Annotated in this window: 21 protein-coding genes and 1 riboswitch; of the genes, 13 read left to right on the top strand and 8 right to left on the bottom strand. The window is 64.9% G+C overall.

All coding sequences use genetic code 11. The features are described from left to right. Positions 1-163 precede the first annotated feature (163 nt). From HLH35_RS08530 to HLH35_RS08540, 3 genes are read right to left on the bottom strand one after another with little or no spacing between them, the layout of a single operon-like run. Entirely contained in the window at positions 164-1,798 is a 1,635-nt protein-coding gene (locus HLH35_RS08530; RefSeq protein ID WP_182978750.1) for a GMC family oxidoreductase, read from the bottom strand. 28 nt (positions 1,799-1,826) lie between these two features. Further along, a complete protein-coding gene (locus tag HLH35_RS08535) occupies positions 1,827-3,266 on the bottom strand; it encodes a cytochrome c (RefSeq protein ID WP_182978751.1) in 1,440 nt (479 codons plus the stop codon). Between the two features lie 12 nt (positions 3,267-3,278). Further along, entirely contained in the window at positions 3,279-3,791 is a 513-nt protein-coding gene (locus HLH35_RS08540) for a sugar dehydrogenase complex small subunit (protein WP_182978752.1), read from the bottom strand. A gap of 1,065 nt (positions 3,792-4,856) precedes the next feature. On the opposite strand from HLH35_RS08540, the gene HLH35_RS08545 reads away from it, so the two are divergent. From HLH35_RS08545 to HLH35_RS08575, 7 genes are all read left to right on the top strand, one after another. Beyond that, the gene (locus HLH35_RS08545; RefSeq protein ID WP_408870110.1) at positions 4,857-6,158 is read left to right on the top strand and encodes a carbohydrate porin; all 1,302 of its coding nucleotides are present in this window, start codon (positions 4,857-4,859) and stop codon (positions 6,156-6,158) included. A gap of 116 nt (positions 6,159-6,274) precedes the next feature. Beyond that, entirely contained in the window at positions 6,275-6,814 is a 540-nt protein-coding gene (locus HLH35_RS08550) for a GlcG/HbpS family heme-binding protein (protein ID WP_246384962.1), read from the top strand. Positions 6,815-7,209: 395 nt separating this feature from the next. Further along, positions 7,210-7,408: riboswitch (cobalamin riboswitch) on the top strand. A 110-nt stretch (positions 7,409-7,518) separates the two neighbouring features. Then, entirely contained in the window at positions 7,519-9,831 is a 2,313-nt protein-coding gene (gene metE / locus HLH35_RS08555; protein WP_182978754.1) for a 5-methyltetrahydropteroyltriglutamate--homocysteine S-methyltransferase, read from the top strand. A gap of 94 nt (positions 9,832-9,925) precedes the next feature. Then, positions 9,926-11,518 carry an amino acid permease gene (locus HLH35_RS08560; RefSeq protein ID WP_182978755.1) on the top strand — a complete coding sequence of 531 codons (1,593 nt, stop codon included), beginning with the start codon at positions 9,926-9,928 and terminating at the stop codon, positions 11,516-11,518. Positions 11,519-11,545: 27 nt separating this feature from the next. Further along, a complete protein-coding gene (locus HLH35_RS20300) occupies positions 11,546-12,238 on the top strand; it encodes an IclR family transcriptional regulator domain-containing protein (protein WP_182978756.1) in 693 nt (230 codons plus the stop codon). 158 nt (positions 12,239-12,396) lie between these two features. Further along, positions 12,397-12,792: a GlcG/HbpS family heme-binding protein gene (locus tag HLH35_RS08570; protein WP_182978757.1), complete on the top strand. Its 396-nt coding sequence runs from the start codon at positions 12,397-12,399 to the stop codon at positions 12,790-12,792. A 27-nt stretch (positions 12,793-12,819) separates the two neighbouring features. Continuing rightward, on the top strand, positions 12,820-14,040 hold the full coding sequence (locus HLH35_RS08575) for an MFS transporter (protein ID WP_182978758.1): 1,221 nt from the start codon (positions 12,820-12,822) through the stop codon (positions 14,038-14,040). Positions 14,041-14,057: 17 nt separating this feature from the next. Here the strand turns inward: HLH35_RS08575 and HLH35_RS08580 are convergent, their stop codons facing one another. The 4 genes from HLH35_RS08580 to HLH35_RS08595 form a co-directional block, all read right to left on the bottom strand. Beyond that, positions 14,058-14,573, bottom strand: coding sequence for a DUF1697 domain-containing protein (locus HLH35_RS08580; protein WP_182978759.1), 516 nt, complete (start codon positions 14,571-14,573; stop codon positions 14,058-14,060). 13 nt (positions 14,574-14,586) lie between these two features. Next, positions 14,587-15,798: an MFS transporter gene (locus tag HLH35_RS08585; RefSeq protein WP_182978760.1), complete on the bottom strand. Its 1,212-nt coding sequence runs from the start codon at positions 15,796-15,798 to the stop codon at positions 14,587-14,589. Positions 15,799-16,004: 206 nt separating this feature from the next. Beyond that, positions 16,005-17,714, bottom strand: a complete 1,710-nt coding sequence (ade, locus tag HLH35_RS08590) for an adenine deaminase (RefSeq protein ID WP_182978761.1) — start codon at positions 17,712-17,714, stop codon at positions 16,005-16,007. A gap of 34 nt (positions 17,715-17,748) precedes the next feature. Further along, entirely contained in the window at positions 17,749-19,089 is a 1,341-nt protein-coding gene (locus HLH35_RS08595) for an MFS transporter (protein ID WP_182978762.1), read from the bottom strand. Positions 19,090-19,291: 202 nt separating this feature from the next. On the opposite strand from HLH35_RS08595, the gene HLH35_RS08600 reads away from it, so the two are divergent. The 3 genes from HLH35_RS08600 (at position 19,292) to HLH35_RS08610 (ending at position 21,116) form a co-directional block, all read left to right on the top strand. After that, positions 19,292-19,624 (top strand): hypothetical protein, encoded by a 333-nt coding sequence (locus HLH35_RS08600; RefSeq protein ID WP_182978763.1) that lies wholly within the window; start codon positions 19,292-19,294, stop codon positions 19,622-19,624. A gap of 143 nt (positions 19,625-19,767) precedes the next feature. Further along, positions 19,768-20,484, top strand: coding sequence for an NUDIX domain-containing protein (locus tag HLH35_RS08605; protein ID WP_182978764.1), 717 nt, complete (start codon positions 19,768-19,770; stop codon positions 20,482-20,484). Continuing rightward, positions 20,478-21,116 carry a phosphatase PAP2 family protein gene (locus tag HLH35_RS08610; RefSeq protein WP_338029319.1) on the top strand — a complete coding sequence of 213 codons (639 nt, stop codon included), beginning with the start codon at positions 20,478-20,480 and terminating at the stop codon, positions 21,114-21,116. The genes HLH35_RS08605 and HLH35_RS08610 overlap by 7 nt, the downstream gene beginning before the upstream one ends. 47 nt (positions 21,117-21,163) lie before the next feature. On the opposite strand, the gene HLH35_RS08615 is transcribed toward HLH35_RS08610, so the two are convergent. Beyond that, positions 21,164-23,125, bottom strand: a complete 1,962-nt coding sequence (locus tag HLH35_RS08615) for a tetratricopeptide repeat-containing sulfotransferase family protein (protein ID WP_182978765.1) — start codon at positions 23,123-23,125, stop codon at positions 21,164-21,166. A 154-nt stretch (positions 23,126-23,279) separates the two neighbouring features. On the opposite strand from HLH35_RS08615, the gene HLH35_RS08620 reads away from it, so the two are divergent. The 3 genes from HLH35_RS08620 (at position 23,280) to HLH35_RS08630 (ending at position 26,224) form a co-directional block, all read left to right on the top strand. Continuing rightward, on the top strand, positions 23,280-24,290 hold the full coding sequence (locus HLH35_RS08620) for an MYG1 family protein (RefSeq protein ID WP_182978766.1): 1,011 nt from the start codon (positions 23,280-23,282) through the stop codon (positions 24,288-24,290). A gap of 79 nt (positions 24,291-24,369) precedes the next feature. Then, positions 24,370-25,143: an SDR family NAD(P)-dependent oxidoreductase gene (locus tag HLH35_RS08625; RefSeq protein ID WP_220790602.1), complete on the top strand. Its 774-nt coding sequence runs from the start codon at positions 24,370-24,372 to the stop codon at positions 25,141-25,143. 7 nt (positions 25,144-25,150) lie between these two features. Next, a complete protein-coding gene (locus HLH35_RS08630) occupies positions 25,151-26,224 on the top strand; it encodes a phosphotransferase (RefSeq protein WP_182978767.1) in 1,074 nt (357 codons plus the stop codon). Positions 26,225-26,282: the final 58 nt, after the last annotated feature.

Raw genomic sequence — 26,282 nt, forward strand, 5'->3', positions numbered from 1 at the left:
TATCCTTATATATGCAAATTATATCGCTTCCTGGGGGATGTCTCCGTTCATGACCCCCAATAGCGACGCGGCCGCCGGACAATGTGTCCGGCGGCCGCGTGTCTGGAGCCTTGGGCCGTGATGAGGTGGGGGGCACCTCATCATGGCGGAGATGTTGAGAAACTCAGCCGTGCTTGAGATCGGCGAGGATCGCGTCGCCGGCGCGCAGCGACAGCGCGGCCATGGTCAGGGTGGAGTTGACCGTGCCGGAGGCCGCCATCGTCGCACCTGTCGCCAGGAACAGGTTGGGATGGTCGTGGGTGCGCAGCCAGCTGTCGACGACGGAATCCCGGGGGTCATGCCCCATGATCGCGCCGCCGGTGATGTGGTTGTTCGGCGTGAAGAACGACGACATCTCGATTTCCGTGCCGCCCATCGCCTGGGCGATCTTCGTCAGATGCTGGCGCGACAGGGCGGCGGATTTGCGGACATATTCGCCGACATCGTAGGTGACTTCCGGATGCGGGATGCCCAGCGCGTCGCGATGGTCCTTGGACAGGACCAGGCGATTTTCCGGGTTCGGCAGGATTTCGTGGTTGGCGTAGATATCCACGCCGTGCGCCGTGCGGCGACGGATTTCCTCGTCCAGCTTCCGGCCGACCAGACCCATGGACAGCGCCTTCATGCCGGCGCGGGAATTCTGGGCGGTGTTGTTGTAGCCGATCTGGATGGCGGCATACTCCGAACGGAACGGGCCGTCGCGGAAATTGGTGATCGAGCTCATCTGCACCGAGCCGCCGCCGGCCCAGACGGGCTCGGCTGCCTGGAAGCTCATGCCGATGCCCGGATGGTCCATCATGTTGCGGCCGACCTGGTCGGACGAATTGGCGATGCCGTTCGGGTTGCGGTCATTGGCGGCGAGCAGCAGCAGCTTGGGCGTCTCGATACCGTTGGCCGCGATGACGAAGGTCTTGGCGACGACGCGATGCGATCCCTTGTCCGGATCGTAGTAGTTCATCGCGACGATCTTGTTCTTCGCGTCGGTCTCGATCGAATAGACGACGGCGTTGGGGATGATCCGCGCGCCGGCCCGTTCGGCCTTCAGTGCCGAATAGATGCCGTTATACATGGCACCGATCGGGCAGATGGGCATGCAGTTATTGTTGCCGCAGCACTGGGGACGGTCGTCATAGGGACGGCTGTTGCGCGCCTGGGGCACCGGCGTGTTGTCATAGCCGAGCGGCTTGACGATGTCCGTGAAGACGCGGTCGCCCGGCCCGTACGGCATGGAGTCCATCGGCCACAGGTTCTTTCGCGGCGCCGAGGGGATGATCTCCTGCCCGTTGGGGCCCTTGACTCCCATTTCGCATTCCGCGGCGTAGTAATAGGCCTCGAGCTCATCATAGCTGAGCGCGTAGTCGCGGCCGACGCCATAGGCCGATTTCAGGCGGAAATCGTTGGGCAGGTAGCGCCAGCTGGACGCCGCCCAGTGCCAGGTGGTGCCGCCGACGCCCTTGATGATGCCCTGGCGATAGGCGCTGGCATCCGGGCCCTTGACGATCAGGTAGTTGTTGTCGGGGAAATAATTGGTGTGCGGCGCCCACGGAACCGACGGATAGGGCGTCGCGTAATCATATTCCGACTTGTTGTTCGGCGGCATGTTCCGCCAGTTCTCGACGATCTGGTCGCGGTCGCGATAGGGGCCGGCATCGAGCAGGATGACGGACACGCCGTTGCGTGCGAGCTTGTGCGCCAGCATGGAGCCGCAGATGCCGGCACCGGCGATGACGACGTCCGCCGTCAGCGTTTCTTGAGCCATGAGTGAATCTCTCCTGTTTTCCGGCGGCTTACGCGGCGCGTCTGGACTTGAGGATAAAACGAAGCGCCAGGGCGAGAGCGCCCAGAATGATCAGGCCGACAATGCCGAGGACCGCGAGAACGCGCGGTTCGGAAAGCTGTGCGATGGCGGGCTTGGGGCCGCCGGCGCGAATGGTGGCGACGCTTTCGGCGGTGACGGTCGCCTGCCCGCTGCCGAAATGACCCAGCACATAGTTGGCGAGTGACGCGACCTGCTGGTCGTCCAGGCGCTGCACCAGAGACTGGGGACCGAAGTTCGGCATCAGGATCTGATGGCCGTCGACCGTGCGGTCGACACCGAACAGGATGCTGGCGACCAGGTCGGCCGGGTTGGGCTGGCCCGTCGTCGTGTTGCCGATCAGCGACGGATAATATCCATCGGCCGATCCCTTGCCGTTCGACTGGTGGCAGCTTGCGCAGACGGCCTCATACAGCACGTTGCCTTCGGTCATGCCTTTGAGGGAGCTGTTATTGCGGCGCGCATTGGCGGCGGCGTAATTGAAGGGCGCCGCCTTGCCGTCATGGGCGAAATTCGCGGCGCTCTGGCCGGGCTCGGCAATTGCCGGCACGGTCTTGAGATAGGCGACCATCGCGGCCAGGTCGGTCGGCGTCAGATACTGGAAGCTATGTTCGACCGCTTCGGCCATCGGGCCCGCGGCACGCGCATGCGCAGATTTGCCCGTCCGCAGATAGTCCTGCAGTTCCTGATCGGACCAGCCGCCGATGCCCGCAACCTTGTCGCTGGTGACGTTGGGCGCCCGCCAGGAGCCGAGATCGCCGCCGGCGAGATAGGCCGAGGATTTCGGCGCCATCATGATGTTGCGCGGTGTGTGGCATTCGCCGCAATGGGCGAGCGTATCCACCAGATATTTGCCGCGGTTCCACGCCGCATCGTGCGTGGAATCGGGCACGAAGGGCTTGCCCTCGACGCCGCTCATCAGCTTCCAGCCCCACAGCGAGGCACGGATCGAGAAGGGGAAGGGAAGGTTGGTCTTCGGCGCGGGCTGGTCGACCGGCTTGACCTCGTGCATCAGGTAATCATACAGCGCCGCGACGTCTTCGTCCGTCAGCTGGCTGTAAGATCCATAGGGCATTGCCGGATAGAGTTCGGCGCCATCGGCGCGCACGCCGTGGCGGATCGCGCGCGAGAATTGCTCGGGCGTGTAATTGCCGATGCCGTACGTCTTGGACGGCGTGATGTTCGTCGAATAGATCGCGCCCATCGGCGAGGCGATGGCATAGCCGCCGGCCAGTTCCGCGCCCTCATGGCCGTTGGTGTGGCAGGCGGCGCAGTCGGCGGCGACGGCAAGATAATGGCCACGGCTCATGGACGTGTCGGCATGCGCGATCGCATGCCCCGTCAGGACCAGCGGGGCGGCCAGCCAGAGGCTGCGGAGGAGTCTCCGGGAGTTCGATACGGAATTTTTCATGATACGCCCCGGTCAGAATTGCGGCATTTGCTCAACGGGAGCAGGTTCGGCGACCCAGTAGTTCGGTCCGTTATGCGCATAGGTCGGGATGACCACGACATCGCGCGCAGGCTGATACATCAGGGCATTTTCAAAAGCATAGACGCGGGCGTTGGTGCCGTCCTCGATCACGCCGGAATACCAGGCCCGGATGATGTGCAGCAGCGTGTCGTGCAGCGGTGTGCCGCGCAGGGATTCCTCAAGCGCCTCGACATCGGCCGGCTTGTTGTCGGCGACCGTCTTGACCAGTGCCGCGAGTTGACCCGGGAAGAGCGCGCTCTGCGCACGCAGGGCGCCCAGCAGCGATTGGCCGACCAGCGGGTCCAGCGCGCTGTGTCCGGTCGCGAAACGGGAAAAGCTGATGAAATCAGCGGCTTCGTCTACGGTGGCACCGGTTGCTGCCTCGGCCGTGGCGGCTTGGAAGGACGGCAGGAGCAGGCCAAATGCCGACGCGGCGGATACCATCAGCATATGGCGGCGGGACATATGGCCGCGCACAGGCTCCCCCCGCGCTTTATCGGAATTTCCCATGTTTTTCCCAGACGAGTTCAAAGGTATGGATTGTGCAAATATCAAGGCGTACGAACTATGTTTCCGATGTCCTTGAGATCTGAAGCATCACTGACGGATGGCAATCCATAATCGCCGAAATATCGGAACGCAATGGATTGATATGGTGAGCGGAGGAGCAAGAAGAGATAACGTTTTTTTGAACACGAGAGTAATTTCAAATAGATTCCTGACTTTCAAAAAATTAATAATCAAAGACGAAAATAAAAATGTTATAACATGATGGGAATGGGTTGATGTGGGTGTGCTTATAAATAATAGATAGTTTCATTCTTTGATTTTGTCGTATATTACTAGAATAATGTTATAAAAATCCGAAAGAAATTTCTGAAAATCAGTATATGTATATAGTTTTTGGACAAATTTATTCCAAAATTTGAAAAATTGATCAAAAAATAGACGGTGGGATGGCTTGAGTCGCGATTTTATCCGGAAACTAAAATTTTTTTTAATGGGAAAACGTTTTCTAATTTGTATTCACGGATGGCATTCGCGCGCCGCTTTGTGAAAAAAACTTTACGCAAGGCTGTTTTGGAAATATGGATCTGTGTGGGTTTAGGGCAGGTTCGGCTTGGACCCATGACGGCCATCGCAGGGCCGCGCGGGCATATGATGATTAAAGAGAAATCATGGCCGATTGCGTTTTATTTCTTTATAATCATAGGCCTTTTCAAAAATGAAAGATGACCTGATGCCCCCCTCCCGGCCATAAACGAGACGAAGCGTTTCATAGAGAAAAAGTTTCGCCATATTCCCAATAGGACTCCGATGATCGGACACTGTGAATGTCACCGGTCGCGCCACTTTGTGAAAAGTGTTGGACGGTTTGTAGCGTTTTTTATTTTGGTATGCGGTCTTCATGCCGGCGACGGTCTTGCCCAATCGTCAAGCAGCAATAATCCCCCGTCGGCAACCAGCAAGGGCGAGGCGGTCGAATACGGCGCGGTCTCGTCCAAGGCTTACCAGCCGACGGCGTATCCGCTGGATGATGTGGGCGGATTCACGATCGGCCCCGTCATTCCGACCCTTGCGGGAGCGCCGCATCTGTTTGGTGACTGGTACGGCATTCAGCCGTGGCTGCTCAAGCACGGCGTCTTTCTGAACCTGGCCCTGAACGAGGAATATGTCGGCAATATCACCGGCGGCAAGACCCGGTCGAACGTGCTGGCGGGTCAGGTCGCGGGAGAGCTGGATATCGACTGGCAGCGCCTGGCCGGCGTGGAGGGGCTCTGGACCCATATGCTCGTCATCAACGGGCATGGTCGCAGCTTCAGCCTCAATTCCGGCGATTCGGTGACGAATCCGGAACAGATCTACGGCGCGCGCGGCAACGTCGTTGCCCATCTTGTCGAGATGTATGCGGACAAGAGCTTTTTCAACAAGCGCGTCATCGTGTCGGTGGGTGACATTCCGACCGGCAGCTTCTTCTCGTACGATTATACGGCGTGCTTTTTCATGAACGTCTCGGTGTGCAGCAACTGGGCGCCGGGAAAATACAATCCTGGTGGTCGTGACTGGCCGTCGGGGAATGTGGGCGGCGTGCTGAAGATCCGGCCGACGCAGCAGACTTATATCGAGGGTGGTATCTTCCTTGTCAGCCCGCATGCCTATAACGGCGGTATTTCGGGATGGGCGATTGCGCAGGACGGCATGGACAAGGTCACCTCGCAGGTCGAAATCGGCTGGATGCCCGAGTTCGGCAAGCACAAGCTGCGCGGCAACTACAAGATCGGCTACTGGTACGACAATTCGCGCTATCCGAACCTGTATGAGGATATTCACGGCAATTCCTTCCAGGCGACCGGTCAGCCGCGCCGCTATGAAGCCGGCATGAGCGTCGCGTGGTTCATGTTCAACCAGATGCTGGTCCGCAACGGAGAGGGCCTGACCAACGGCCTGATCATCGAAGGCGGCGCGGGCTATGCGCAGGGCAACCTGGTTGCGATGCGCGATCGCGAATGGGTCGGTTTCGTAGAAAGCGGCACGCCGTGGCATCGTCCGAACGATGCGATGGGCATCATGTTCCAGCATTACGACATGAGCCGTACCGTCAGCCTCCAGCAGGAATCGTCCCTGGCGCTCGGTCTTCCGTTCATGTCGAACCAGTGGGGCCCGGTCTACGGTATTCAGAACTGGGAAAATGCCTACGAGGCCTTCTACAGCATCAATCTGGCGCCGGCGACCAACCTGATGGCCGATTTCCAGTATATGCAGCATCCGGGCGCCACGACGACGTTCAAGGATATTGCGATCCTGGGTGGTCAGTTCACGACGAATTTCTGATCGTCTCTTGACGCTCCGCAGGCGTGGCCCACAATGGGCCACGCCTGAACCGTTATGGAAAACGGGTGGTCCTTCCTTGATCGTTTCGAGACGATCCATGTAAAGGTGACGACATCATGATTTTATTCTCCGGCCTTTCCCTCTCCTCGACCGAAGGGGGGCGCGTGCGGCGTGCGGCGATGCGCTGTGCGGTGGCCGCGTCCTGCCTGCTGGTGGCCGGGGCGGCGCTTCCGCGTGCGGCGCTGGCGCATGAGCGCACCATGGACCTCAAGACTTCGCTCGCGTTCATCGAGCGTGCGAAGCAGGCCGCCGAGGCGGTGCATGCGCATGTCGCCATTGCGATCGTCGATGAGGGCGGCAATCTGGTCGCACTCGAGAAAATGGACGGCACGCAGCTGGGCAGCATGAAGCTGGCGATCATGAAGGCCAAGACCTCCGTGAACTATGCGCGTCCGTCGGCGGACATGGAACATGCCCTGAATGGCGGCAATTACATGATCGGCACCCTGCCTGATACGCTGCCTGCCGGCGGCGGATATCCGATCACCATCGGCAACAAGATGATCGGTGCGCTGGGCCTGAGCGGTGGCGAAGGTGAGACCGATGCCAATCTGGCGAAGGAAGCTGTCACGACGGCTCTGCAGAGCCTCAAATAAGTTTTCTCCGGCTTTATTGTTTGAAGCGGGGCGTTTTGCCCCGCGATGGGGATATCAGCCTGGCCTCCAGGCTGGTATTCCGGCTCCGAAATCCGCAGGCGCGTTTCGGAGGTTTGCAGGGCGAGAGAACTTGGTGTGACGAGCCCGACGAGGCGCGGCATGCTCTCCCGTCCTGCCTTGAAGAGCGTCTTCACGCGATTGAGTGCGTTACCTCATCGCGACCCGCGCCGGCGGCAGGACCATTCCCTGACATTTTGTACGGTTCCCGGTCATGCATTAGCGCGGCGGGATCGTCGGGAATATCGAGAATATGTCGTGGATGCGTTTTATGGCGCTCTACATATAACGATATCCTTATATGTGCAAATTATGTTGACTGTCATGCGGGCGGGTGCCTTAATCCGGCACGTCATGGTTCCGCGTCCCGTTGGGGCGCGGCGAAGAGGGAAGCCGGTGTGATGCCGGCGCTGCCCCCGCAACTGTAAGCGGCGAGCATCGGTCCATTCGCGTCACTGGGGTTTGCGCCCTGGGAAGGCCGGACCGGCGATGCGCGGACCCGCGAGCCAGGAGACCTGCCATGGCCACAAAGATCCTCCGGCGGGGTGTCCGGATGGGGCGTGGATGATGCCGCGCCGGTCCCTGGGCCGGCGTGAGCGCGCGTGCGCACCTGTCCCGACGGCACCGCCCAACCTGACGAGGCAGTCATGAGTGTTACCGTCGCGACCCTGGGGTTTCCCCGCATCGGCCCCCGCCGCGAACTGAAGACCGAACTGGAGCAGCATTGGGCCGGGCGGAGCGATGCCGCGTCGCTGCTGGCCGCAGCGGCCCGGCTGCGCGCCGGCAACTGGGCCTGGCAGCGCGACCGGGGGGCGGATGTGATTCCGTCCAACGATTTCTCGCTCTACGACCATGTGCTGGATACCAGCGCGATGGTGGGGGCGATTCCGCCGGTCTATGGCTGGAGCGGCGGGCCGGTCGACGGCGCGACCTATTTCGCCATGGCGCGCGGCACGCAGGGCGAGGCCGCCTGTGCCCATGGCCATGCCGCGCATGCGGCGGGCGGTGTGCCGGCGGCGGAAATGACGAAATGGTTCGACACCAACTACCATTATCTGGTGCCCGAATTTTCTGCCGATCAGGTGTTCCGCCTGTCCTCGACCAAGCCGGTCGATGAGTATAATGAGGCCCGCGCCCAGGGGATCGAGACGCGGCCGGTGCTGCTGGGGCCGGTCAGCTACCTGTTGCTGGGCAAGGCGCGCGGTGGCGATTTCGATCCGCTGACGCTGCTGCCGCGCCTGCTGCCGGTCTATGTCGCCGTGCTGCGGGCCCTGGCCGATGCCGGCGCCGGCTGGGTGCAGATCGACGAGCCCTGTCTGGTGCTGGACCTGAACGATGCGGCGCGTGCCGCCTATGCGCAGGCCTATGCCCAACTTCATGCGGCGCTGGACGGTACGCGCCTGATGCTGACGACCTATTTCGGCGATCTGGGCGACAATCTGGCGACCGCGTTGGCGTTGCCGGTCGACGGGCTGCATATCGACCTGGTGCGGGCGCCCGGGCAGTTGCAGCCCGTGCTGGAGGGGGCGCGGCCCGACCTGGTGCTGTCGCTGGGCGTGATCGATGGGCGGAATGTGTGGCGGGCCGACCTGCATGCGATCCTGGCGAGGATTGCGCCGGCTGTGCGCTCGGGTCGGACGCTCCAGCTTGCGCCGTCCTGCTCGCTGCTGCACAGCCCGCTGGATCTGGACCGCGAGACCGCGCTGGACGAAGACGTGCGCTCCTGGCTGGCCTTTGCTGTGCAGAAGATCGGGGAACTGGCGATTCTGGCCCGGGCGTTGAACACGGGGGTGGAGTCGGTGCGCGGGGAACTGGATGCCGCCTCGGCCGCCGTTGCGTCGCGCCGGACCTCGCCGCGTATCAACAGCCCGGCTGTCCAGGCGCGCGTCGCTGGCGGAAGCGGGCAGGCGGGCCGCGCCACGCCGTTCCCTGTGCGGCAGGCCGCGCAGCGTGTGATGCTGGACCTGCCGCCTTTCCCGACCACGACGATCGGCTCGTTCCCGCAGACGCCGGAAGTGCGTCAGGCGCGCGCCGCGCAGGCCCGGGGCGCGCTGGCCGATGACGCGTATGAGGCCTTCCTGAAGGAGGAGATTGCCGCTGCCGTCCGCTGGCAGGAAGAGGCGGGACTGGACGTGCTGGTACATGGCGAGTTCGAACGCAACGACATGGTGCAGTATTTCGGTGAGCATCTGTCGGGCTTCGTGTTCACCAGGCATGGGTGGGTCCAGTCCTATGGCTCGCGCTGCGTGCGGCCGCCGATCATCTATGGCGACGTCGCGCGGCCCCAGCCGATGACCGTCGGGTGGTGGGAATATGCCCAGTCGCTGACGGCGCGGCCGATGAAGGGCATGCTGACGGGACCGGTCACGATCCTGAACTGGTCGTTCGTGCGCGACGACCAGCCGCGCGAGACCACCTGCCGCCAGATCGCCTATGCCATCCGTGACGAGGTGGTGGATCTGGAGCGGGCGGGGGCTGCGATCATCCAGATCGACGAGGCCGCGCTGCGCGAGGGGCTGCCGCTGCGGCGGCGCGACTGGCAGGCCTATCTGGACTGGGCGGTCGCGAGTTTCCGCATCGCCTCGTCCGGCGTGGCCGATGTGACGCAGATCCATACCCACATGTGTTATTCGGAGTTCAACGACATCATTGCCGCCATTGCGGCGATGGATGCCGACGTGATTTCGATCGAGACCGCGCGGTCGAAGATGGAACTGCTGGATGCCTTTGTGGACCATCGCTATCCGGCGGAGATCGGGCCAGGTGTGTATGACATCCATTCGCCGCGGGAACCCTCGGTGGACGAGATGGTGGCGCTGCTGAAGGCCGCAGCCCGGCGGCTGGACGCGCGGCAGATCTGGGTGAATCCGGATTGCGGGCTGAAGACCCGCAAATGGCCTGAGGTCTGGCCGGCGATCGCCAGCATGGTCGCGGCGGCGCGGGCGATGCGCGCGGGTTGAACGGAGCCTGTTGCATCCGGGCACGGAACGAGGTTGGTTGGGCGCTTCGCGCGCGATTCGCTCGCCCATCCCTTCGTTCCGGAGTTTGCCCAACGTGTCGTCCCGCCTGAATCGTGCCCTTGGACCCTGGCAACTGATGTTCACCGGGCTGAGTGCCATGATCGGGTCGGGGTGGCTGTTCGGGGCCGAGCGGGCGGCCTCCACCGCGGGACCGGCCGCCATCCTGGCCTGGCTGCTGGGGGCGTTCATCGCGCTGGTCATCGCCGCCATGGCGACCGAGCTGGGCGGCATGTTTCCGGTGGCGGGCGGCATGGTCCGTTACGCCAACCTGACGCACGGGCCGCTGGTCGGCTTCATGGCCGCCGGGGCGAACTGGCTGTCGATCGTCAGCGTCGTGCCGGTCGAGGCCGAGGCGTCGGTGCAGTATATGAGTTCCTGGCCGTTCTCCTGGGCGCGGGGGATGTATCATGACGGGGTGCTGTCGCCGAGCGGACTGGCGGCTGCCGCCGTGCTGGTGGTGGTCTATTTCCTGCTCAATTTCTGGGGCGTGCGTTTCTTCGCCCGGTTCAATTCCGCCATCACGGTCTTCAAGCTGATCGTGCCGGCGACGACGGCGGTGCTGCTGATGGCCAGCAGCTTCCATGGCGCTAACCTGACCGGTGCGGAGGCGGGAGGCTTCATGCCCTATGGCCTGTCCGGCGTGCTGACGGCGGTGGCGACCTCGGGCATCGTCTTCGCCTTCAACGGGTTCCAGAGCCCGCTGAATCTGGCAGGTGAGGCGCGCAATCCGGGCCGCAGCATTCCGTTTGCCGTGATCGGGTCGGTGGCGACGGCGACCGTGATCTATCTGCTGCTGCAATGCGCCTATCTGGGGGCGGTGCGGCCGGGTGCGGGGGGATGGGCGGCTCTGTCCTTTTCCTCGCCCTTTGCGCAACTGGCCATTGCCTTCAACCTGAACTGGGTGGCGGTGCTGCTGTATTTCGATGCGTTCCTGGCACCCAGCGGGGCCGGGGCGACGCATCTGGCGTCCAGCACGCGCATGACGCTGGGCATGCAGCGCAACGGCACGCTGCCCGACCTGCTGGGGGCGATCCATCCGGAATCCGGGGTGCCGCGCCCGGCACTGTGGTTCAACATTGGCGCGGCCTATATCTTCCTGTTCTGCTTTCGCGGCTGGGGTATCCTGGCGGCGGTGATTTCGGTCTGCACCGTGATTTCGTACCTGATGCTGCCGATTTCGGCGCTGGCGCTGCGGGGCACGCTGGCCGATCGGCCGCGTCCGGTGCGGGTGCCGGTGATGCGGGTGACGGGGGCGCTGGCCTTCATGTTCTCGTCGCTGCTGCTGTACTGGGCGCGCTGGCCGCTGAGCGGGGATATCATCCTGCTGATGCTGCTGCTTCTGCCGCTCTATCTGTGGTGCCGCCGCCAGGATAGCTGGGCGCAGCATCGCGCGGCGGCGCGGCATGCCATCTGGTTCATGGTCTATCTGCCGACGATCGCGGCGCTGTCCTATGCCGGCAGCCCGCAATTCGGCGGGCATGGGTGGATTCCCTATGGGTGGGACCTGATCGTGGTGGCGGGGGTCTCGCTGCTGTTCTGCGTCTGGGGGGTGCGCAGCGCCGTGGCCGCGCCGGATCTGTCGCTGATGGATGAAGCGGATGACGGGCTGCCGGATATCGGGCACTGAACGGGTGCTGGGCCCGCGGGGGCGGCTGTGATCCAGTCCGTCGAGCGGGCCGCCGCGATATTGGAGATTATCGCCCAGGAGGGTGGGCGGGCGCATCTGCGTACGATTCACGAGCAGATGGGGATCGGCAAGACGACCATCCACAATATTCTGAAAACGCTTGACCGGCTGGGCTATGTGCAGCGTGTGCCGGGGGACATGCGCTATCATCTCGGCAACCGTATCCTGAATATCGCGCGCATGGCCGGCGATGATTCCATTCTGCGCGACCGCGTGCGCCCGGTGCTGGAGGCGATTGCACGCGCCTGCGATGCGACGGTGCTGCTGGCCGTGCCGAGCGGGGATGAAGTCGCGTATCTCGACATGATCGAGACACCGGCCTGGAGCATGGACGGGGCGGGCTTCGGGCAGCGTGACAAGCTGGAAGGATCGGCCCTCGGCCTGGTCTTCCTGGCGTTTTTCCCTGGTGTCGAAAAGAGGATGACGCTGTCGCAGGGCAGGAACCTGAGCGCGGCGTTCCTGTCCCAGATCGAACAGGTCAGGACCAGGGGTTATGCGCTCGATCTCGAAGCCTCCCGGCCCGGATGGAACTGCCTGGCCGTGCCGTGGCGGGACCACGGGCTGGTGCAGGCGGGTATCAGCATTACCGGCCCGGCCGACAGGCTGCCCCGGCGGCGGCTGGTTGAGCTGAGTTGGACGATGATGACGCTGGTGGCCTGAGAACCGGCCGGGGCCCGGGGACACGGGTCATGGTCTGGTGGGCGTGGAAGTTCAACGATATTGAATAAATTCGTATTTATGGGATGGGACCGTTCCTTGCGGGCCTGTCTGGATTACAGTGCCGGCACGTTTTCCTGACAGGATCAGAGGTCTTTTTCATGCAGCTTTCATCTGCCACCCACATGCTCTCCGCAGCCCGTGCGGAGGCGGAGCGGCTGGGCGTCGTTGTGTGCGTGTCCATTGTGGACGCGGCGGCTTACCCGGTTGCCTTCCTGCGCATGGATGGACTCGCGCTCGGCTGCATCGACGTTTGCAACAAGAAGGCCAAGACCGCCGCGCTGTTCCATATGGACAGCGCGGATTTCGCCCTGGTTGCCTGCCCGGGCGGAGGGGCCTATTCCCTGGAGCAGACCAATGGTGGCCTGACCAGCTTTGGCGGCGGGCTGACCATACGCGACGGGAGCGGGGGCGTAATCGGCGGCATCGGCGTTTCCGGCGCCAGTACGGAAGACGATATCGCCATTGCCCGTGTCGCCCTGGCTGCCTTTTCGTAAAATATACCAGAATCCTGGACTGATCCGATGTCGACAGAGATGATTCCGGACGGGCACGGCATTGCCCGAATCCCGCCGCCGCATGGCGCGGCCCTGGCTTTCCTGACGCTGACATTCGGCACATTCGTTGTCGGAACCGGCGAGTTTGCGATCATGGGGATGCTGCCCCAGTTCGCCTCGTCGCTCCATGTGTCGGAATCCCAGGCCGGCTATGCCATTACGGCCTATGCGCTGGGGGTGGTGGTCGGCGCGCCGCTCTTCACCATTCTCGGTGCCCGCCTGTCACGTCGGGAGCTTCTGCTGGCGCTGTTCGTCTTTTTCTGCTGCGGGAATTTTCTGAGCATCCTGATGCCGACCCCGGCCCTGGTCGATGGTGCGCGCTTTATCGCCGGCTTGCCGCATGGCGCGTTGTTCGGGATTTCGGCGCTGATCGGCGCCTCGATGGTCGATCGCTCGCGGCGGGGCTGGGCGGTTGGCCGGGTGCTGTCGGGCATTGCGATCGCGACGCTGATCGGGGCGCCGTTTTCGACCTTCGCCGCCGATCATCTCGGCTGGCGGGTGGCCTATGCCGTGATCGGGCTGGCGGGGGCCGTGACCCTGCTGGGCGTGTTGCGGTATATTCCGGCGGACAAGCCTGATCGTGCCGTGACGCCGCTGGGGGAGTTGCAGGGGCTGGCCAATGCGCAGGTCCTGCTGACGCTGCTGACGGCGGCCATCGGCTTTGGCGGCATGTTCACGCTCTACACCTTCCTGACCAGCATCCTGCATAATGTGACGCAGGTCCCGGAATGGATGGTCATGGTCTATATGGTGGTCTGGGGCGCGGGCATGCTGGCGGGCGCGAATGTCGGGGCCTGGATTGTCGACCGCAACCTGAATGCGGCCGTGCTGGTCGCGCTGGTCGGCAGTATTGCCACCATGCTGGTCCTGCCGTTCGTCCTGCACAGCCGCATCGGCCTGATGGCCGATGTCTTTCTGGTGCCGACCTTCTTCAATGCGCTGGGGCCGGCATTGCAGACGCGATTGATGGATTTTGCCGGCAACGCGCAGACCCTGGCCGCGTCGCTCAACCATTCCGCGTTCAATATCGCGAACGCGCTCGGCGCCGTGCTGGGCAGCGTGCTGCTGGCCCATCAATTCGGCTATGGCGCGCTTGGCATGGGTGGAGCCCTGCTGTCCGTGGGCGGGCTGCTGGTTTATCTGGTGGCGCTGTTTGCTCTGAAGGTGCGGAACGCCCAATCCGCGTAAGGACTGGCGGGCGCTCATTACTCCAGGGCGGCCGCCATCTCTGCCAGTCTGGCGACCGTGTTCATGTTGCGCGCGGTTCCGGTCTTTTCGCTGAGGATGCGCAGGCGGGTTGTCGCCATGCCGTTGGGGTAGAAGACGAACAATGCGCGTGGTCCCAGGCGGATCTGTTCGTCTTTCATGCCCGTGACGCCGTCCATGGGATCGGCCGGCAGGGGGGTGTCGACGAACAGGGCCATGACGCGATTGCCCGGCATGTCGCGGAACGGGTTGCGTGCCACAACATCCGCGATTTCGGACGCGGTTCGGACGATCACGCCCACGCGCTTGCCGCAATAATCCTGTAGCCGGTCCTCGAGCGCTGTCCGCACATGTTCTTCGGGTCTGTCGCTGTGGAAGACGACGTTGCCGCTGGCGATATAGGTTTGCACGCGCGCGAGCCCGGCCGCCGTGCAGAGTTCGGCCAGGGTGGTCATCGGCAGTTTTCCGGTGCCGCCGACATTTACCGCCCGCAGCAGGGCAACATAGGCTGTCATGCGTTTTCCCTCGTCAGGACCGGGCTACCCGGCGCAGCCATGCGGCGGCGGCCAGTGCCGCGCCCAGCAGCAGGAGCGTGAAGCTGGCGACCCCGTTCCATCCCAAGCCGGACCACCACCAGCCGCCGACCGACCCGGCGATGCTGGAGCCCAGATAATAGGCCAGCAGATAGAGCGAGGTTGCATGCCCGCGGTCGGTGCGCGCCAGGCGCCCCACCCAGCCGCTGGCGATGGCGTGGGCGGTGAAGAAGCCGATCGTGAGGAATACGATGCCGAGGAAGATGATTGGCAGGGCGGGCGCCAGGGTCAGCACGATGCCGGCGGCCATGATCAGGATGCCGGCCGTGAGCACGCGTCCGCGCCCCATGCGGTCGGACAGCGCGCCCGCGACCGACGAGGACACGATGCCGAACACATAGACCGAAAAGATCAGGCCCAGCCTGGTCTGGTCCAGATTATAGGGCGGGGCCATCAGCCGGTAGCCGGCATAGTTGAAGATGGTGACGAACGTGCCCATCACCGTGAAGCCAATGGCGTAGAGTGCCGGCAGCGCCGGGTCCCGCAGATGGCGTGCCCAGGCCTCGGCATGGTGACGGGTGCTCAGCCCCGGCCGGCGGACGAAATTGCGCGAGGGCGGCAGCAGCGCCAGGAAGCCCAGTGCGGCGAGCAGTCCGGCGGCGCCGATGATGGTCATGGCGGCGCGCCAGGACAGCGCGTCGGTCAGGATGCCGGTGCCGACCCGGCCGATCATGCCGCCGAAGGCGGTGCCGGCGACATACAGGCCCATGGCCAGGCCCAGTTCGCCGGGATGGATCTCCTCGGCCAGGTAGGTCATCGCCACCGCCGGCACGCCGCCCAGCACGAAGCCCTCGGCCATGCGGGCCGCCAGCAGGGCCGGCCAGACCGGTGCCCAGGCGGCGACGATGTTCAGCAGCGCCGACAGGATCATGGACAGGGTCATGATCTCGCACCGGCCGATGCGCTCGGACAGGGCGGCGGCGAGCAGGATGGCGATGGCGAGCGCGCTGGTGGAGAGCGAGAGGGAGAGCGAACTGCTGGCGGCGCCGATGGCGAACTGGCTGGAGAAGGCCGGCAGCAGCGGCTGCACGCAATAGAGCAGCGAGAAGGTGGCGAAGCCCGCCAGGAACAGGGCCAGTCCGGCGCGCCGATAGGCCGGGCTGGCGCGGGTGATGAACGTGCCGGCATCCGCCGGAGCAAAGGGCATGAGGGCGTCCGATCGAGGGGTCAGAACATGGTCGTCGGAGGCTGTTTGAAAAAAGGCGGTGCTGGCAAGCCCTGTGCGCGTTTTTCGGGGCTGGGGGCAGCCGGACGGCAAGGCTGGTCTCGGCAGTCCCCCGAAAACGGGGACTGCCGGGCGGCGTCAATTTCGCGCGAGCCACCGATGGTGGGGTAGTCGGGCCTGCTTTGGATTCAGCCGATGACTGCCATCCGGCCGACATCGACCAGCCCGTGATCGGTGATTTTCAGGTGCGGCACCACCGGCAGGGGCAGGAAGGCCAGTTGCAGGAATGGTTCTTCCAGCGTCACGCCCATGTCCCGCGTTGCGGCGCGCAGGATTTCCAGTTGCGTGCGCACGGTCTCGAAAGGTGCGTCGCTCATCAGGCCGGCGATCGGCAGGGGCAGTTCGGCGCGGATCGCTCTGTTCTCGACGATCACGAAGCCGCCGCCGATTTCGGCCAGGCGGTTGACCGCCATTGCCATGTCCGCATCATCGACGCCGACGACGCAGATATTATGCGCGTCATGCCCGACCGAGGACGCCAGTGCCCCGTCGCGCAGCCCGAAGCCGCGCACGAAGCCCCGGCCGATATTGCCGTTCAGCCCGTGCCGCGCCACGACCGCGACCTTGGCGATGTCGCGGGGGATGTCGGGGAGTGTTTGGCCGTCCGCTTCGGGCAGGTCGAGGGTCAGGAACTCGGTGATGATCTGGCCGGGGATGATGCCCATGACCGGGCGGGCGGTGCCGCTGCCGGGTACCATGAAATCGTCCGCTGTTGCCGGCCGGTTCAGGAGGACGCTGTTGCGCCCGGGGGCGGCGATGGGCTGGCGCTGGTCCAGCGCCGGTGCGATCGGCCGGCCGCCGGCCAGCACGTCCGAGACCGTGCAGCGTTCCAGATCGTCGAGGAAGACGATGTCGGCGCGTTTGCCCGGTGCCAGCATGCCGCGATCGGTCAGACCGAAGGCGCGTGCTGCCGTGAGGCTGGCGGCGCGGTAGGCGGCCAGGGGCGGCACGCCGCGCGCGATGGCGCTGCGGATCAGGAAGTCGATATGGCCTTCATGCGCGATTTCCAGCGGGTTGCGGTCGTCGGTGCAGAAGGCGAGGAACGGCGAGGTTTCGACCGTCAGCAGCGGGGCCAGCGCCGCCAGATCCTTGCAGACCGAGCCTTCGCGGATCAGCACGATCATGCCCTTGCGGATCTTCTCCAGGGCCTCGTCGGCGCGGGTGGCCTCGTGATCGGTCGAGATGCCGCCCGACAGGTAGCCGTTCAGCTTCTTGCCGCGCATCAGCGGCGCGTGGCCGTCGATATGGCGGCCGGCGAAGGCGGCCAGCTTGTCCATGCAGTCGGGCGCGCCGGACAGCACGCCGGGCATGTTCATGAATTCCGCCAGGCCGATGACCTTGGGGTGGTTCATCAATGGCGTCAGGTCGTCCGCCATCAGGACGGCGCCCGAGGTTTCGACCGGCGAGGAGGGGACGCAGCTCGACAGATTGACCCGCAGGTCCATCACCATGCGGCTGGCGGCGTCGAGGAAATAGCGCAGTGCCGGTACGCCCAGCACGTTTGCCATTTCGTGCGGATCGCAGATCGCGGTCGTGACGCCGTGCGGGAGCACGCAGCGTTCGAACTCGAAGGGTGTGACCAGCGAGGATTCGACATGCAGGTGGGTGTCGATGAAGCCGGGCACGACGATGCGGCCGCGCCCGTCGAGCACATTGGGGCCGTCGTACCGGTCCAGAGTGCCGACGATGGTGTCGCCGCAGATTGCGATATCGGTGTCGATCAGCGCGCCGGTCACCAGATCGAACAGCCGGACGTCGCGGACGACCAGATCCGGTGGTTCCTGGCCGCTGCCCTGGCGAATGCGGCGGGCGATCAGGTCGGGAGAGATGCTTGCCATGTCGTTCTTAAGCACGGACAGGCGAGGTCGTCCATTATATCCGTGTGGCGTCCTGCCCGGCGAGCGGAAGGGCGGGGTCGGGTGACGGGCGCGGGGTCGTGACGTCGGGCATGGCCCACAACGCGGCGCCGCCCGCCAGGGCCGTGGCGATCACGTACAATGCGGGGGCGCGCGGATCGTGCCCCACCAAGGCCGAGACGCAGGCCGGTGTCAGGCCGCCGAAGACCGCGTAGGAGAGGTTGTAGGAGAAGGACAGGCCGGAGAAGCGGATCGCCGGGGGGAAGGCCCGCACCATCGCGATCGGCACCAGGCTGACATAGCCGGCGCCGATCCCCGCCAGGGCGGCCAGTGCCGGGAACCATGACGGATGGGCCGGGGCCACCGCATACAGCCCCCAGGCGCCGGCGACCAGCAGGGCGATGACCGGCGGGATGACGCCGCGCAGGCCCCAGCGGTCGGTCGCCGCCCCGATCGCCACGGCGGCGATGGTGATGGTCAGCGTGGCGATCAGGCTGGCCTGCATGGTGCTGGTGGCGGAGAAACCGTGCAGGCTCTGCAGCAGGGCGGGCATCATGAGCAGCAGGACGACGATGGCGGCGGTCAGCGTCCAGGTGCCGATCACCGACAGGATGATGGCGCGGCGGCTGGCGCGCAGCACCGCCAGCAGCGGGGCCTGCCGCGCCAGCGTGTCGCTGGCCTGCATTTCAGCGAAGACCGGGGTTTCGTGCAGCCAGCGGCGCAGGCGCATGGCGATCAGCCCGAACACGCCGCCCAGGATGAACGGCAGCCGCCACCCCCAATCCGCGATCGCTGTGGGGGAGAGGGCCGCATTCAGCCCCAGTGCGACCAGCGAGCCGATCAGCATGCCGGCCGTCAGCCCGCCGGTCAGCAGGCCGCAGGCCAGGCCGGTATGCCGGGCGCTGGCATGTTCCGCGACGAAGACCCAGCCGCCCGGTGCCTCGCCGCCGATGGCGGCCCCCTGGGCCATGCGCAGCAGCAGCAGCGCCAGCGGCGCGCCGACCCCCAGCATGTCGAAACCGGGCAGCAGGCCCATCAGCAGGGTGGGGGCGGCCATCAGCAGCACGCTGAAGGCGAACATTTTCTTGCGCCCGTGCAGGTCGCCGAAATGGGCCATGATCACGCCGCCCAGCGGCCGGGCCAGGTAGCCGGCCCCGAACAGGCCGAAGGTCTCGGTCTGGCGCAGCCAGTCGGGCTGGCTGGCGGGGAAGAAATGCTGGGCGATGATCTTCGCGAAATAGGCGAAGATGACGAAATCATAGAATTCCAGTGCCCCGCCCAGCGCGGCAAGGGCGAGCGTGCGCAGGTCCTTCCATGTCAGGCTGGCGGTACGGGACGGGGCAGGGGATACGGGCATGACGGGGCTTGGTTCGCTGGGGCGTTGATGGGGCGGGCAGACGGCCCGCGTTCCATATGCTTTGTCAAGAGCCGGGTTTGCGCATCATTTGGAAAAGAATGTCTTGCGTTTGGGTCATATAGACCTCGAAACTGGGGTCCGGCCCGCCAAAAAGGCGGCCGGTGCAAGCATATAAAAAAAACAAGAACGCGAGTGCATCCCAATGGTCGATACAGGCCTGACCCGTTCCGAGGAACGGTTCATCCGCTGGTCTTTCGGGACCTATTCCGGCAGCAATCCCTCGCTGTCGGAGGGCATTATCCTGCCGACATGGAAAAGCGGGCCGCAGGTGGGCCAGCCGCGCATTCCGGCGTCGATCCGCGATCTGGTCGCGCGCGGCCTGTTGCGGGTGGCGGCCGGCGAGGAGCCGCCGCGCGCCTATTTCACGCCCACCGGCATCGACGCGGTCCGGCGCATGTTCATCAAGCCCCGGTTCGATACGCAGCGCTACGTGCATCTCTGGCGCGAGGTCGAGCATCGACTGGCGGGCGAGTAGCCCGTGATCCGGGCCGCCCTCTGGATTTATCCACAGAAATGGGGACAATCCTGTGGGCGAAGTCGGGGAAGACGGTCGGACGAATCGGATTCCGGCAGGCAGGCGCACGCAACGTCGCGACCCGTTCTGGAGGAGGCAGCCGCATGGTGCCGGTCGATCACATCCCGATCGCATTTTCGGCCGGTGTGCCGGAGGATCGGTGGCCCGACGTGCGGGCGGCCCCGCATTTCCGCCGCTGGCTGGAGCAGGCCGCCGCGCGCTTCGACCTGCGCCGTGTCGTGGTGCGGGATGTGGTCTTTTTCGGGACGCGGGTGGGGTTCATCCTGGTCGACGCCGATGCGTGGCATGATGGGCGGAAGGTGCCGGGCGCCGCGCTGTTGCGTGGGGATTCGGTCTCGGTCCTAGTGGTGCTGCATTGCCCCGGCCACGCGGCGCGGACCATCCTGACCCGCGAGCCGCGCCTGCCCGTGGCCTGTCCCGACCTGCTGGCGCTGCCGGCCGGGATGCTGGAGGGCGGGAGGCTGGTCAGCACCGCCTTGCGCGAACTGGCCGAGGAAGTCGGCACCGACCTGGCCGTATCCGCCGACCAGATGGTGGAGCTGACGACGGTATGGCTGTCGCCCGGCGGCTGCGACGAAGCGATCACGCTCTATGCCGTGGACCTGGAGATCGGCGAGGCGGCGATGCGGGCGCTGGACGGACGGCGGACCGGAAATGCGGCCGAACATGAATCGATCCGGCTGCATGTGGTCGAACTGGATGACATTCCCCGCATCGGGCGTAGCGATGCCAAGACGCTGCTGTCTTATCATCTCTATCGGGCCCGAGACGCGCGCAGGGGCGTGGCGACGCAGTGCTGACGCGTTTCCTGACCGACCTCGCCGACCAGGATGTCCTTCTTCCGGTCGAGGCGCTGGTGTTCGTCGCCCTTCTGTCGCTGCGTCTCTGGCGCCCGGCATGGGCCTGGGCGGTGGTGATGGGTGGCGGGGCGGCGCTGACCCTGGTCCTGAAACTGGGGCTGGAGGCCTGCGGCCCGGCACCGGACCGGATGCTGTACAGTCCCAGCGGGCATACGATGGCCGGCACGATGGTCTATGGCTGCCTACTGGCCATGCTGCGGATCCGGACGCCGGTCGTGGTCGGGGCGGCTGTCGTGATCGCCTGCGTGCTGGGATGGTCGCGCGTCGCGCTCGGCGCCCACACAATCACGGAGGTGCTGCTGGGCGGCGGGTTGGGTGTGGTGATGGTCGGCCTGTTTCGCCGCCTTGCCGAGCCGCCGTCTGCCATCTCCATGCAGGCGGTTCGTGGCCTGGTCGTGGCGATGATTGCGCTTATCGCGATCTGCCACGGCCACCGTTCGACAATCGAGCTTGCCATCCAGGATTTTTCGCGTTTCGATCTTGGGCCGCTTCTGTGCCGTGCGGACGGTCATGTTGCCGTCGCGGAGCGCGAAAGGGGAGGCGGGCTTTTCTCAGGCCAGGAATTTCACTGATTTTTTCATGATCTGTCGGGAGGCGCGTTCCGGTTCCCGCCGGCCTTTCATGGGCGACCTTCAAGACCATCCAGAAGGGGCCGCAATGTTTCGTCATCGGGGCGCCAACGCCCCACGGCATTGCGATAGAGCGGTTTGCGGACCTGTGCTGCGCTCGATGTCTTTACCAGGCGTTGGGTTTCGTGAAAGCGCAGGCAAGCATCGTTCCATGGCAGGCCGCAATAGGCGATGATACGGCGTGCGTTGGCCGCGAAATCCGCGACGACGTCTTCGTAGCGGACGTCCAGTATCGTGTCGGCCGGCAGGACCTGCCGCCAATGGGCCATCTGTTCCTGATATTGGCGGTGATAGCGGCCGAGTTCGCCCAGATCGAACGTGAAATCCAGATTGTCGAAGGCAATCGAGAAACAGGACAGGCACGTATCGATCGGATCACGAAATGTGTGGATGATGCGCGCATTGCGCCATAATTGCCGAATGATTCCGATATGGAAGAAATTATCCAGCATCTTGTTCGAAATGCGGGCGGGGGGATGGGCGCCCGTCCAGTCGGTCGCCAGCCTGTCCAGCCGATGCAGATAGTCCTCTGCGATGGCATGCCGGTCCTGCTCGCTCAGGCAGGCCAGGGAGGTACCCAGCGCCCAGGCCGGAAAGCGTCTGGCCGCGTCCTGCAGCGTGTCGGTCAATGTGCTGACCTCGCCGGCACCATAAACGTCCGGATGGCTCGCCAGTATCTGTTCGACCAGTGTCGATCCTGATCGCGGCATGCCGACGATGAAGACCGGGCGGGAGGAGGGATGCCCGGTCCCGGCGGTCGCTGCCATGGCTTCGGGCGTGAAATGTTCGCGGACTGCCCTCGCGGCACTGGCGACCCGTTTTTCGTCATAGGGGACGGCGCGGCGCCGGATGGCGTTTGCCTTCAGAAGATGGTCGAACGACGCACGATGTTGACCGATATCGGCCAGGGCCTTGCCGAGCGCGAAATGAAGGTTCGTTCTCCTGGTCTCGTCGAATGCGTCTTCACGTTCGACAAGCGCCAGCATGGCCGGCAGGGCGGGGTCATCGGGCGTCAGCTTCGTCAGGCGTGTCAGGCCCAGATAATAATTCGGCTCATCCGGTGCCAGGGCGACTGCCTGGCGCAGGTGAGCGAGCGCGGTATCGATCCGCCCGAGCTCCTGAAGGACCAGGGCCAGGACGGCATGGACCGGCGCTTCGTCGGGCTGCAGCGCGCAGGCCTGTTCCAGATGGTGCCGTGCTTCGGCATGGCGTCCGGCTTTTCGCAGCAGCGTTCCTGTTCCGGCATGGATGGCATAAAGGCTCGGGTCCTGTTCGAGAACGGAGCGATAGCAGGTGATCGCGTCCTCGATGCGTTCGAGCTCGACCAGAACCTGGACCAGATTGCGTGCCGTCTCCGCACAGGCTGGCGTGTATGTCAGTGCGGTGCGGAACTGTTCGACGGCCTCCTCGCGCTGTCCGATCGCCCATAAGGCCTTGCCCAGGCCGTTGAGGGCGGACACATCCGTTGTGTCGGCCACCAGGGCCGCGCGATGGCGGGCGATCTCCTCGGCGCTGGCTTCGGCTGCCAGTGTGGCGCGATATTGTTCGATCGCGTTCTTGTCGTGACTGCGGGCGGCCAGGGCCTGTTTCAATCGTGTCAGCGCGCTGGGGAAGTCAGGCCGCAGGTCGATCGCCTTGCAGAAGCTGCGGATCGCTTCCTCTATTCTTCCCGATTTGTGCAATGCCAGGCCGAGCGTGTTGAAGGCTTCTGCATTGCCGGGCATCAGGGTCGTGGCGCGTTGCAGGAAGGGGACAGCCTGTGCGAACTCTCCCTGCCACGTATGGATCGTGCCCATGAGCAGCAAGGCTTCCGGATGATCCGGAACCTGGGTGAGGCATGTGGTGGCGTACTGGATGGCATTGGCGATGGCGGCGGGGGGCGCGCCCGGGGACGGGCAGCCTGATGCGGCATTGCCATGGCCAGGCTGAATATCCTCGTTGGTTTCCTGCATTCTGCCAGCATAGGTGTCTGGCGGGTATATGTGTCAATCCACCCCGCCCGTTCAGCCCTGCGGCGCGGTGAAGGCGTGTTGTGTCGCGTCGGCCGGTACGGCATGAGGGGCGCTTGAAACGATCCCCCCTGAATGTCGGCAGGTCCTTAAGAATATGACGGAACATACACCCATCGGTCTCGGTCATGAGGCGGCGCCCGTCAGGGCGCTGACCCATTCGGGCAATTTTCATGCTGACGAGACGCTGGGTTACGTCATCCTTCATTATGCGCTTGCGCCGCGGGGCGACCTGCGGGCGCGGGTTCTGGGCGCGCAGCCGGATGACCGGCTGACATTCGTACGCTCGCGCGTGCCGGGGCAGATCCAGGCCGCGGATATCGTGTTCGATGTCGGTGGCGTGTACGACCCCGCCGCCGGGCGGTACGATCACCACATGAAGAACAAGCCGCTGCGCGAGGACGGCACGCCGTATAGCGCGGCGGGGCTGCTGTGGAAGGATTACGGCCTGGCGGCGATCCGCAACATCCTGGATGAGCCCGTGGAGGAGGCGATGGAAGCCGCCATCTGGCAGGCCGTCGACAAGGCACTGATCATCCCCGTCGACCAGGACGATAATGGCGTGGCGAAGATGGGCCGGCTGTCGCTGGCGGAAATCGTGTCGACCTGCGGCGCGCCGTGGGACACCGCCGAACGTTATGGCGTTGAAGAGGCCGGAAGGCGCGAGATGTCGGCCTTCGCGGACGCGGCCGCGATTGTCGGCCGGTATCTGGTCGGCGTCGTCGATCGGGCGCGGGCCAGCCTGAAGGCCACGGATCGCGTGCTGGGGGCCTACGAGCAGGCCGACGACAAGCGCATTCTGGTGCTGGAGACCGGCATGCCGGCCGAGAAGGTGATTTTCGAGCGCGAGCTGCCGGTCGTCTATGTCGTCTCGCCGGCCGGTGGCGGCCAGTGGAACGTCAAGGCCGTGCCGCCGGCGCGCGGTGAGTTCGGGCAGCGCGTGCCGCTGCCGGAGGCCTGGGGCGGGCTGGAAGGCCGGGCGCTGGCCGAGGTCTCGGGGATTGCCGACACGGTCTTTGCCCATCCGGCACGCTTTATCTGCGGTGCGGCCAGCCGCGAGGGGGCGCTGGCCATGGCCCGTCGGGCGCTGGAAATCGCTGCCGCCTGAGAGGGGCTGACCGGCTCCCCGGTCACGCCTGTGCCGATCCGCATGCCATGGCCCTTGTCCGGGGGGATGGAGACGGCCCATGATCCTTCCGCGATCAGCGGAGGGAACGAAGGTGGCGGATCATCAGCCGATCATGCTTTTGACCGGTGCCAGCCGGGGGATCGGTCATGCGACGGTCAAGCTGTTCCAGGAACGGGGATGGCGCATCCTGACCGTATCCCGACAGCCATTCGACCCGGCCTGCGCATGGCCTGCCGCGCGCATGAGCCATATTACCGCCGACCTGAGCGACCTGTCGGGCATCGAGCGGCTGGCGGAAGATGTGCGGGCCCGTCTGCCGGACGGCCGGCTGCATGCGCTGGTCAACAATGCCGGCATTTCGCCCAAGGGACCGGATGGGGGGCGGCTGGGCGTGCTGGACAGCGACCTGTCGGTATGGAGCAGCGTGCTGAACGTCAATCTGGTCTCGATCGCGCTGCTGGTGCGGGCGCTGGCGCCGGAGCTGGAGGCTGCCGCCGGCTCGGTCGTCAATGTGACCTCGATCGTGGGATCGCGCGTTCATCCTTTTGCCGGCGCGGCCTATGCGGTGTCCAAGGCTGGACTGGCGGCGCTGACCCGGGAAATGGCGCATGAGCTGGGGCAGCGGAACGTGCGCGTGAACGCGATTGCGCCCGGCGAGATCTCGACCGCGATCCTGTCGCCGGGGACGGACCAGCTTGTGGCGTCGGACGTGCCGATGAAGCGGCTGGGGGCGCCGCGCGAGGTTGCCGAGACGATCTATTTCCTGTGTTCCCCGGCCTCGTCCTATATCAATGGGGCCGAGATACACATCAATGGCGGCCAGCATGTCTGAAAGCCTGATGGCAAGGACGGATGAGGTGCCGCCCGGTCTGGAGGGGGCTTTTGCCCAGTTCTGCCGTGCCCGCCCTGACATCAGTCTGGAGCAGGCGCGCGAGATCGCGCGGAGCGTCTATGGCATGGAGGTGTCCGCGACTGCCCTGCCGGGGGAGCGCGATGCCAATTTCCTGCTGTGCGACGGGAACGGCCGCCGGACGGTGCTGAAAATCATGAACGCGAGCGAGACGGAAGAGGATGCGGCGTTTGTCTCGCGCGTCATGGAGCGTCTGGCCGGAGCGGTGACCGAGATCGGACTGGCCGGGATCGTTCCTGCCCTGGGCGGGGATGGCATCGCCATCCTGACGATGCCGGGCGCGGAAGGGTTGATGGCGCGCATGGTCGGGTGGGTGGACGGTGTGCCGATGGGCGGGCGTGCCGGCTCGCCACGTCTGGCGCATGGTACGGGGCGGGCGGTCGGGCTGATGGCGCGAGCGTTGCAGGGCATGGCCCCGCCCGAGCAGGCGCGGGCCGTCCTGTGGGATTCGCTTCAGGTGGATGCTCTGGGCGGATTGCTGCCCCATGTGCCGCAGCCGGCGCGCCGGCGGGCGATGGCGGGGTTTCTCGACATGTTTCGGGGGCGGGTGCGTCCGCTGGTGGATGCGTTGCCCCGGCAGCCGATCCATAATGATCTGAACGGATCGAACCTGCTGGTGGCCGCCGACGATGCCGAGCGGGTGGCGGGAATTGTCGATTTCGGCGATGCGGTGTTCGCCCCGCGCATCAATGATCTGGCGGTTGCCGCGTCCTACCAGATGGGGAGTGGTCGTGACCCGCTGGCCGGAGTGACGGCGATGCTGGCGGGGTTTGCGACGGTGATGGTGCCGGAGCCGGCGGAAATCGACTTGCTGTTCGATCTGGTCGTGGCACGGCTGGCCTTGCGCGTGCTGTTGACCGAATGGCGCAGCGTGCTGTTTCCCGACAATCGTGATTATATCCGCCGCAACAGCGTGCAGGCGGGACAGGCGCTGGACTGGGCGCTGGCCCTGCCGCCGGGATGGGGGCGGGCCGCCATCCGCGAGGCGTGGGCCGGACGGTAGGCTGCCGGCGGGATGTCCAATGCAGGCCCTTTGACCGGCGGGGGCGGATGCTGCAAGC

The organism is Gluconacetobacter asukensis, from assembly GCF_014174375.1.
Lineage (GTDB): Bacteria > Pseudomonadota > Alphaproteobacteria > Acetobacterales > Acetobacteraceae > Gluconacetobacter > Gluconacetobacter asukensis.

Bases quoted from the DNA above. Each gene is read 5' to 3' on its own strand.
- HLH35_RS08625 (WP_220790602.1), top strand. From the start codon at position 24,370: ATGATCCTTCCGCGATCAGCGGAGGGAACGAAGGTGGCGGATCATCAG.
- HLH35_RS08630 (WP_182978767.1), top strand. From the start codon at position 25,151: ATGGCAAGGACGGATGAGGTGCCGCCCGGTCTGGAGGGGGCTTTTGCC.
- HLH35_RS08585 (WP_182978760.1), bottom strand. From the start codon at position 15,798: ATGCCCTTTGCTCCGGCGGATGCCGGCACGTTCATCACCCGCGCCAGC.
- ade (WP_182978761.1), bottom strand. From the start codon at position 17,714: ATGGCAAGCATCTCTCCCGACCTGATCGCCCGCCGCATTCGCCAGGGC.
- HLH35_RS08535 (WP_182978751.1), bottom strand. From the start codon at position 3,266: ATGAAAAATTCCGTATCGAACTCCCGGAGACTCCTCCGCAGCCTCTGG.
- HLH35_RS08595 (WP_182978762.1), bottom strand. From the start codon at position 19,089: ATGCCCGTATCCCCTGCCCCGTCCCGTACCGCCAGCCTGACATGGAAG.
- HLH35_RS08615 (WP_182978765.1), bottom strand. From the start codon at position 23,125: ATGCAGGAAACCAACGAGGATATTCAGCCTGGCCATGGCAATGCCGCA.
- HLH35_RS08575 (WP_182978758.1), top strand. From the start codon at position 12,820: ATGTCGACAGAGATGATTCCGGACGGGCACGGCATTGCCCGAATCCCG.
- metE (WP_182978754.1), top strand. From the start codon at position 7,519: ATGAGTGTTACCGTCGCGACCCTGGGGTTTCCCCGCATCGGCCCCCGC.
- HLH35_RS08570 (WP_182978757.1), top strand. From the start codon at position 12,397: ATGCAGCTTTCATCTGCCACCCACATGCTCTCCGCAGCCCGTGCGGAG.
- HLH35_RS08605 (WP_182978764.1), top strand. From the start codon at position 19,768: ATGGTGCCGGTCGATCACATCCCGATCGCATTTTCGGCCGGTGTGCCG.
- HLH35_RS08540 (WP_182978752.1), bottom strand. From the start codon at position 3,791: ATGTCCCGCCGCCATATGCTGATGGTATCCGCCGCGTCGGCATTTGGC.
- HLH35_RS08600 (WP_182978763.1), top strand. From the start codon at position 19,292: ATGGTCGATACAGGCCTGACCCGTTCCGAGGAACGGTTCATCCGCTGG.
- HLH35_RS08550 (WP_246384962.1), top strand. From the start codon at position 6,275: ATGATTTTATTCTCCGGCCTTTCCCTCTCCTCGACCGAAGGGGGGCGC.
- HLH35_RS08580 (WP_182978759.1), bottom strand. From the start codon at position 14,573: ATGACAGCCTATGTTGCCCTGCTGCGGGCGGTAAATGTCGGCGGCACC.
- HLH35_RS08530 (WP_182978750.1), bottom strand. From the start codon at position 1,798: ATGGCTCAAGAAACGCTGACGGCGGACGTCGTCATCGCCGGTGCCGGC.
- HLH35_RS08620 (WP_182978766.1), top strand. From the start codon at position 23,280: ATGACGGAACATACACCCATCGGTCTCGGTCATGAGGCGGCGCCCGTC.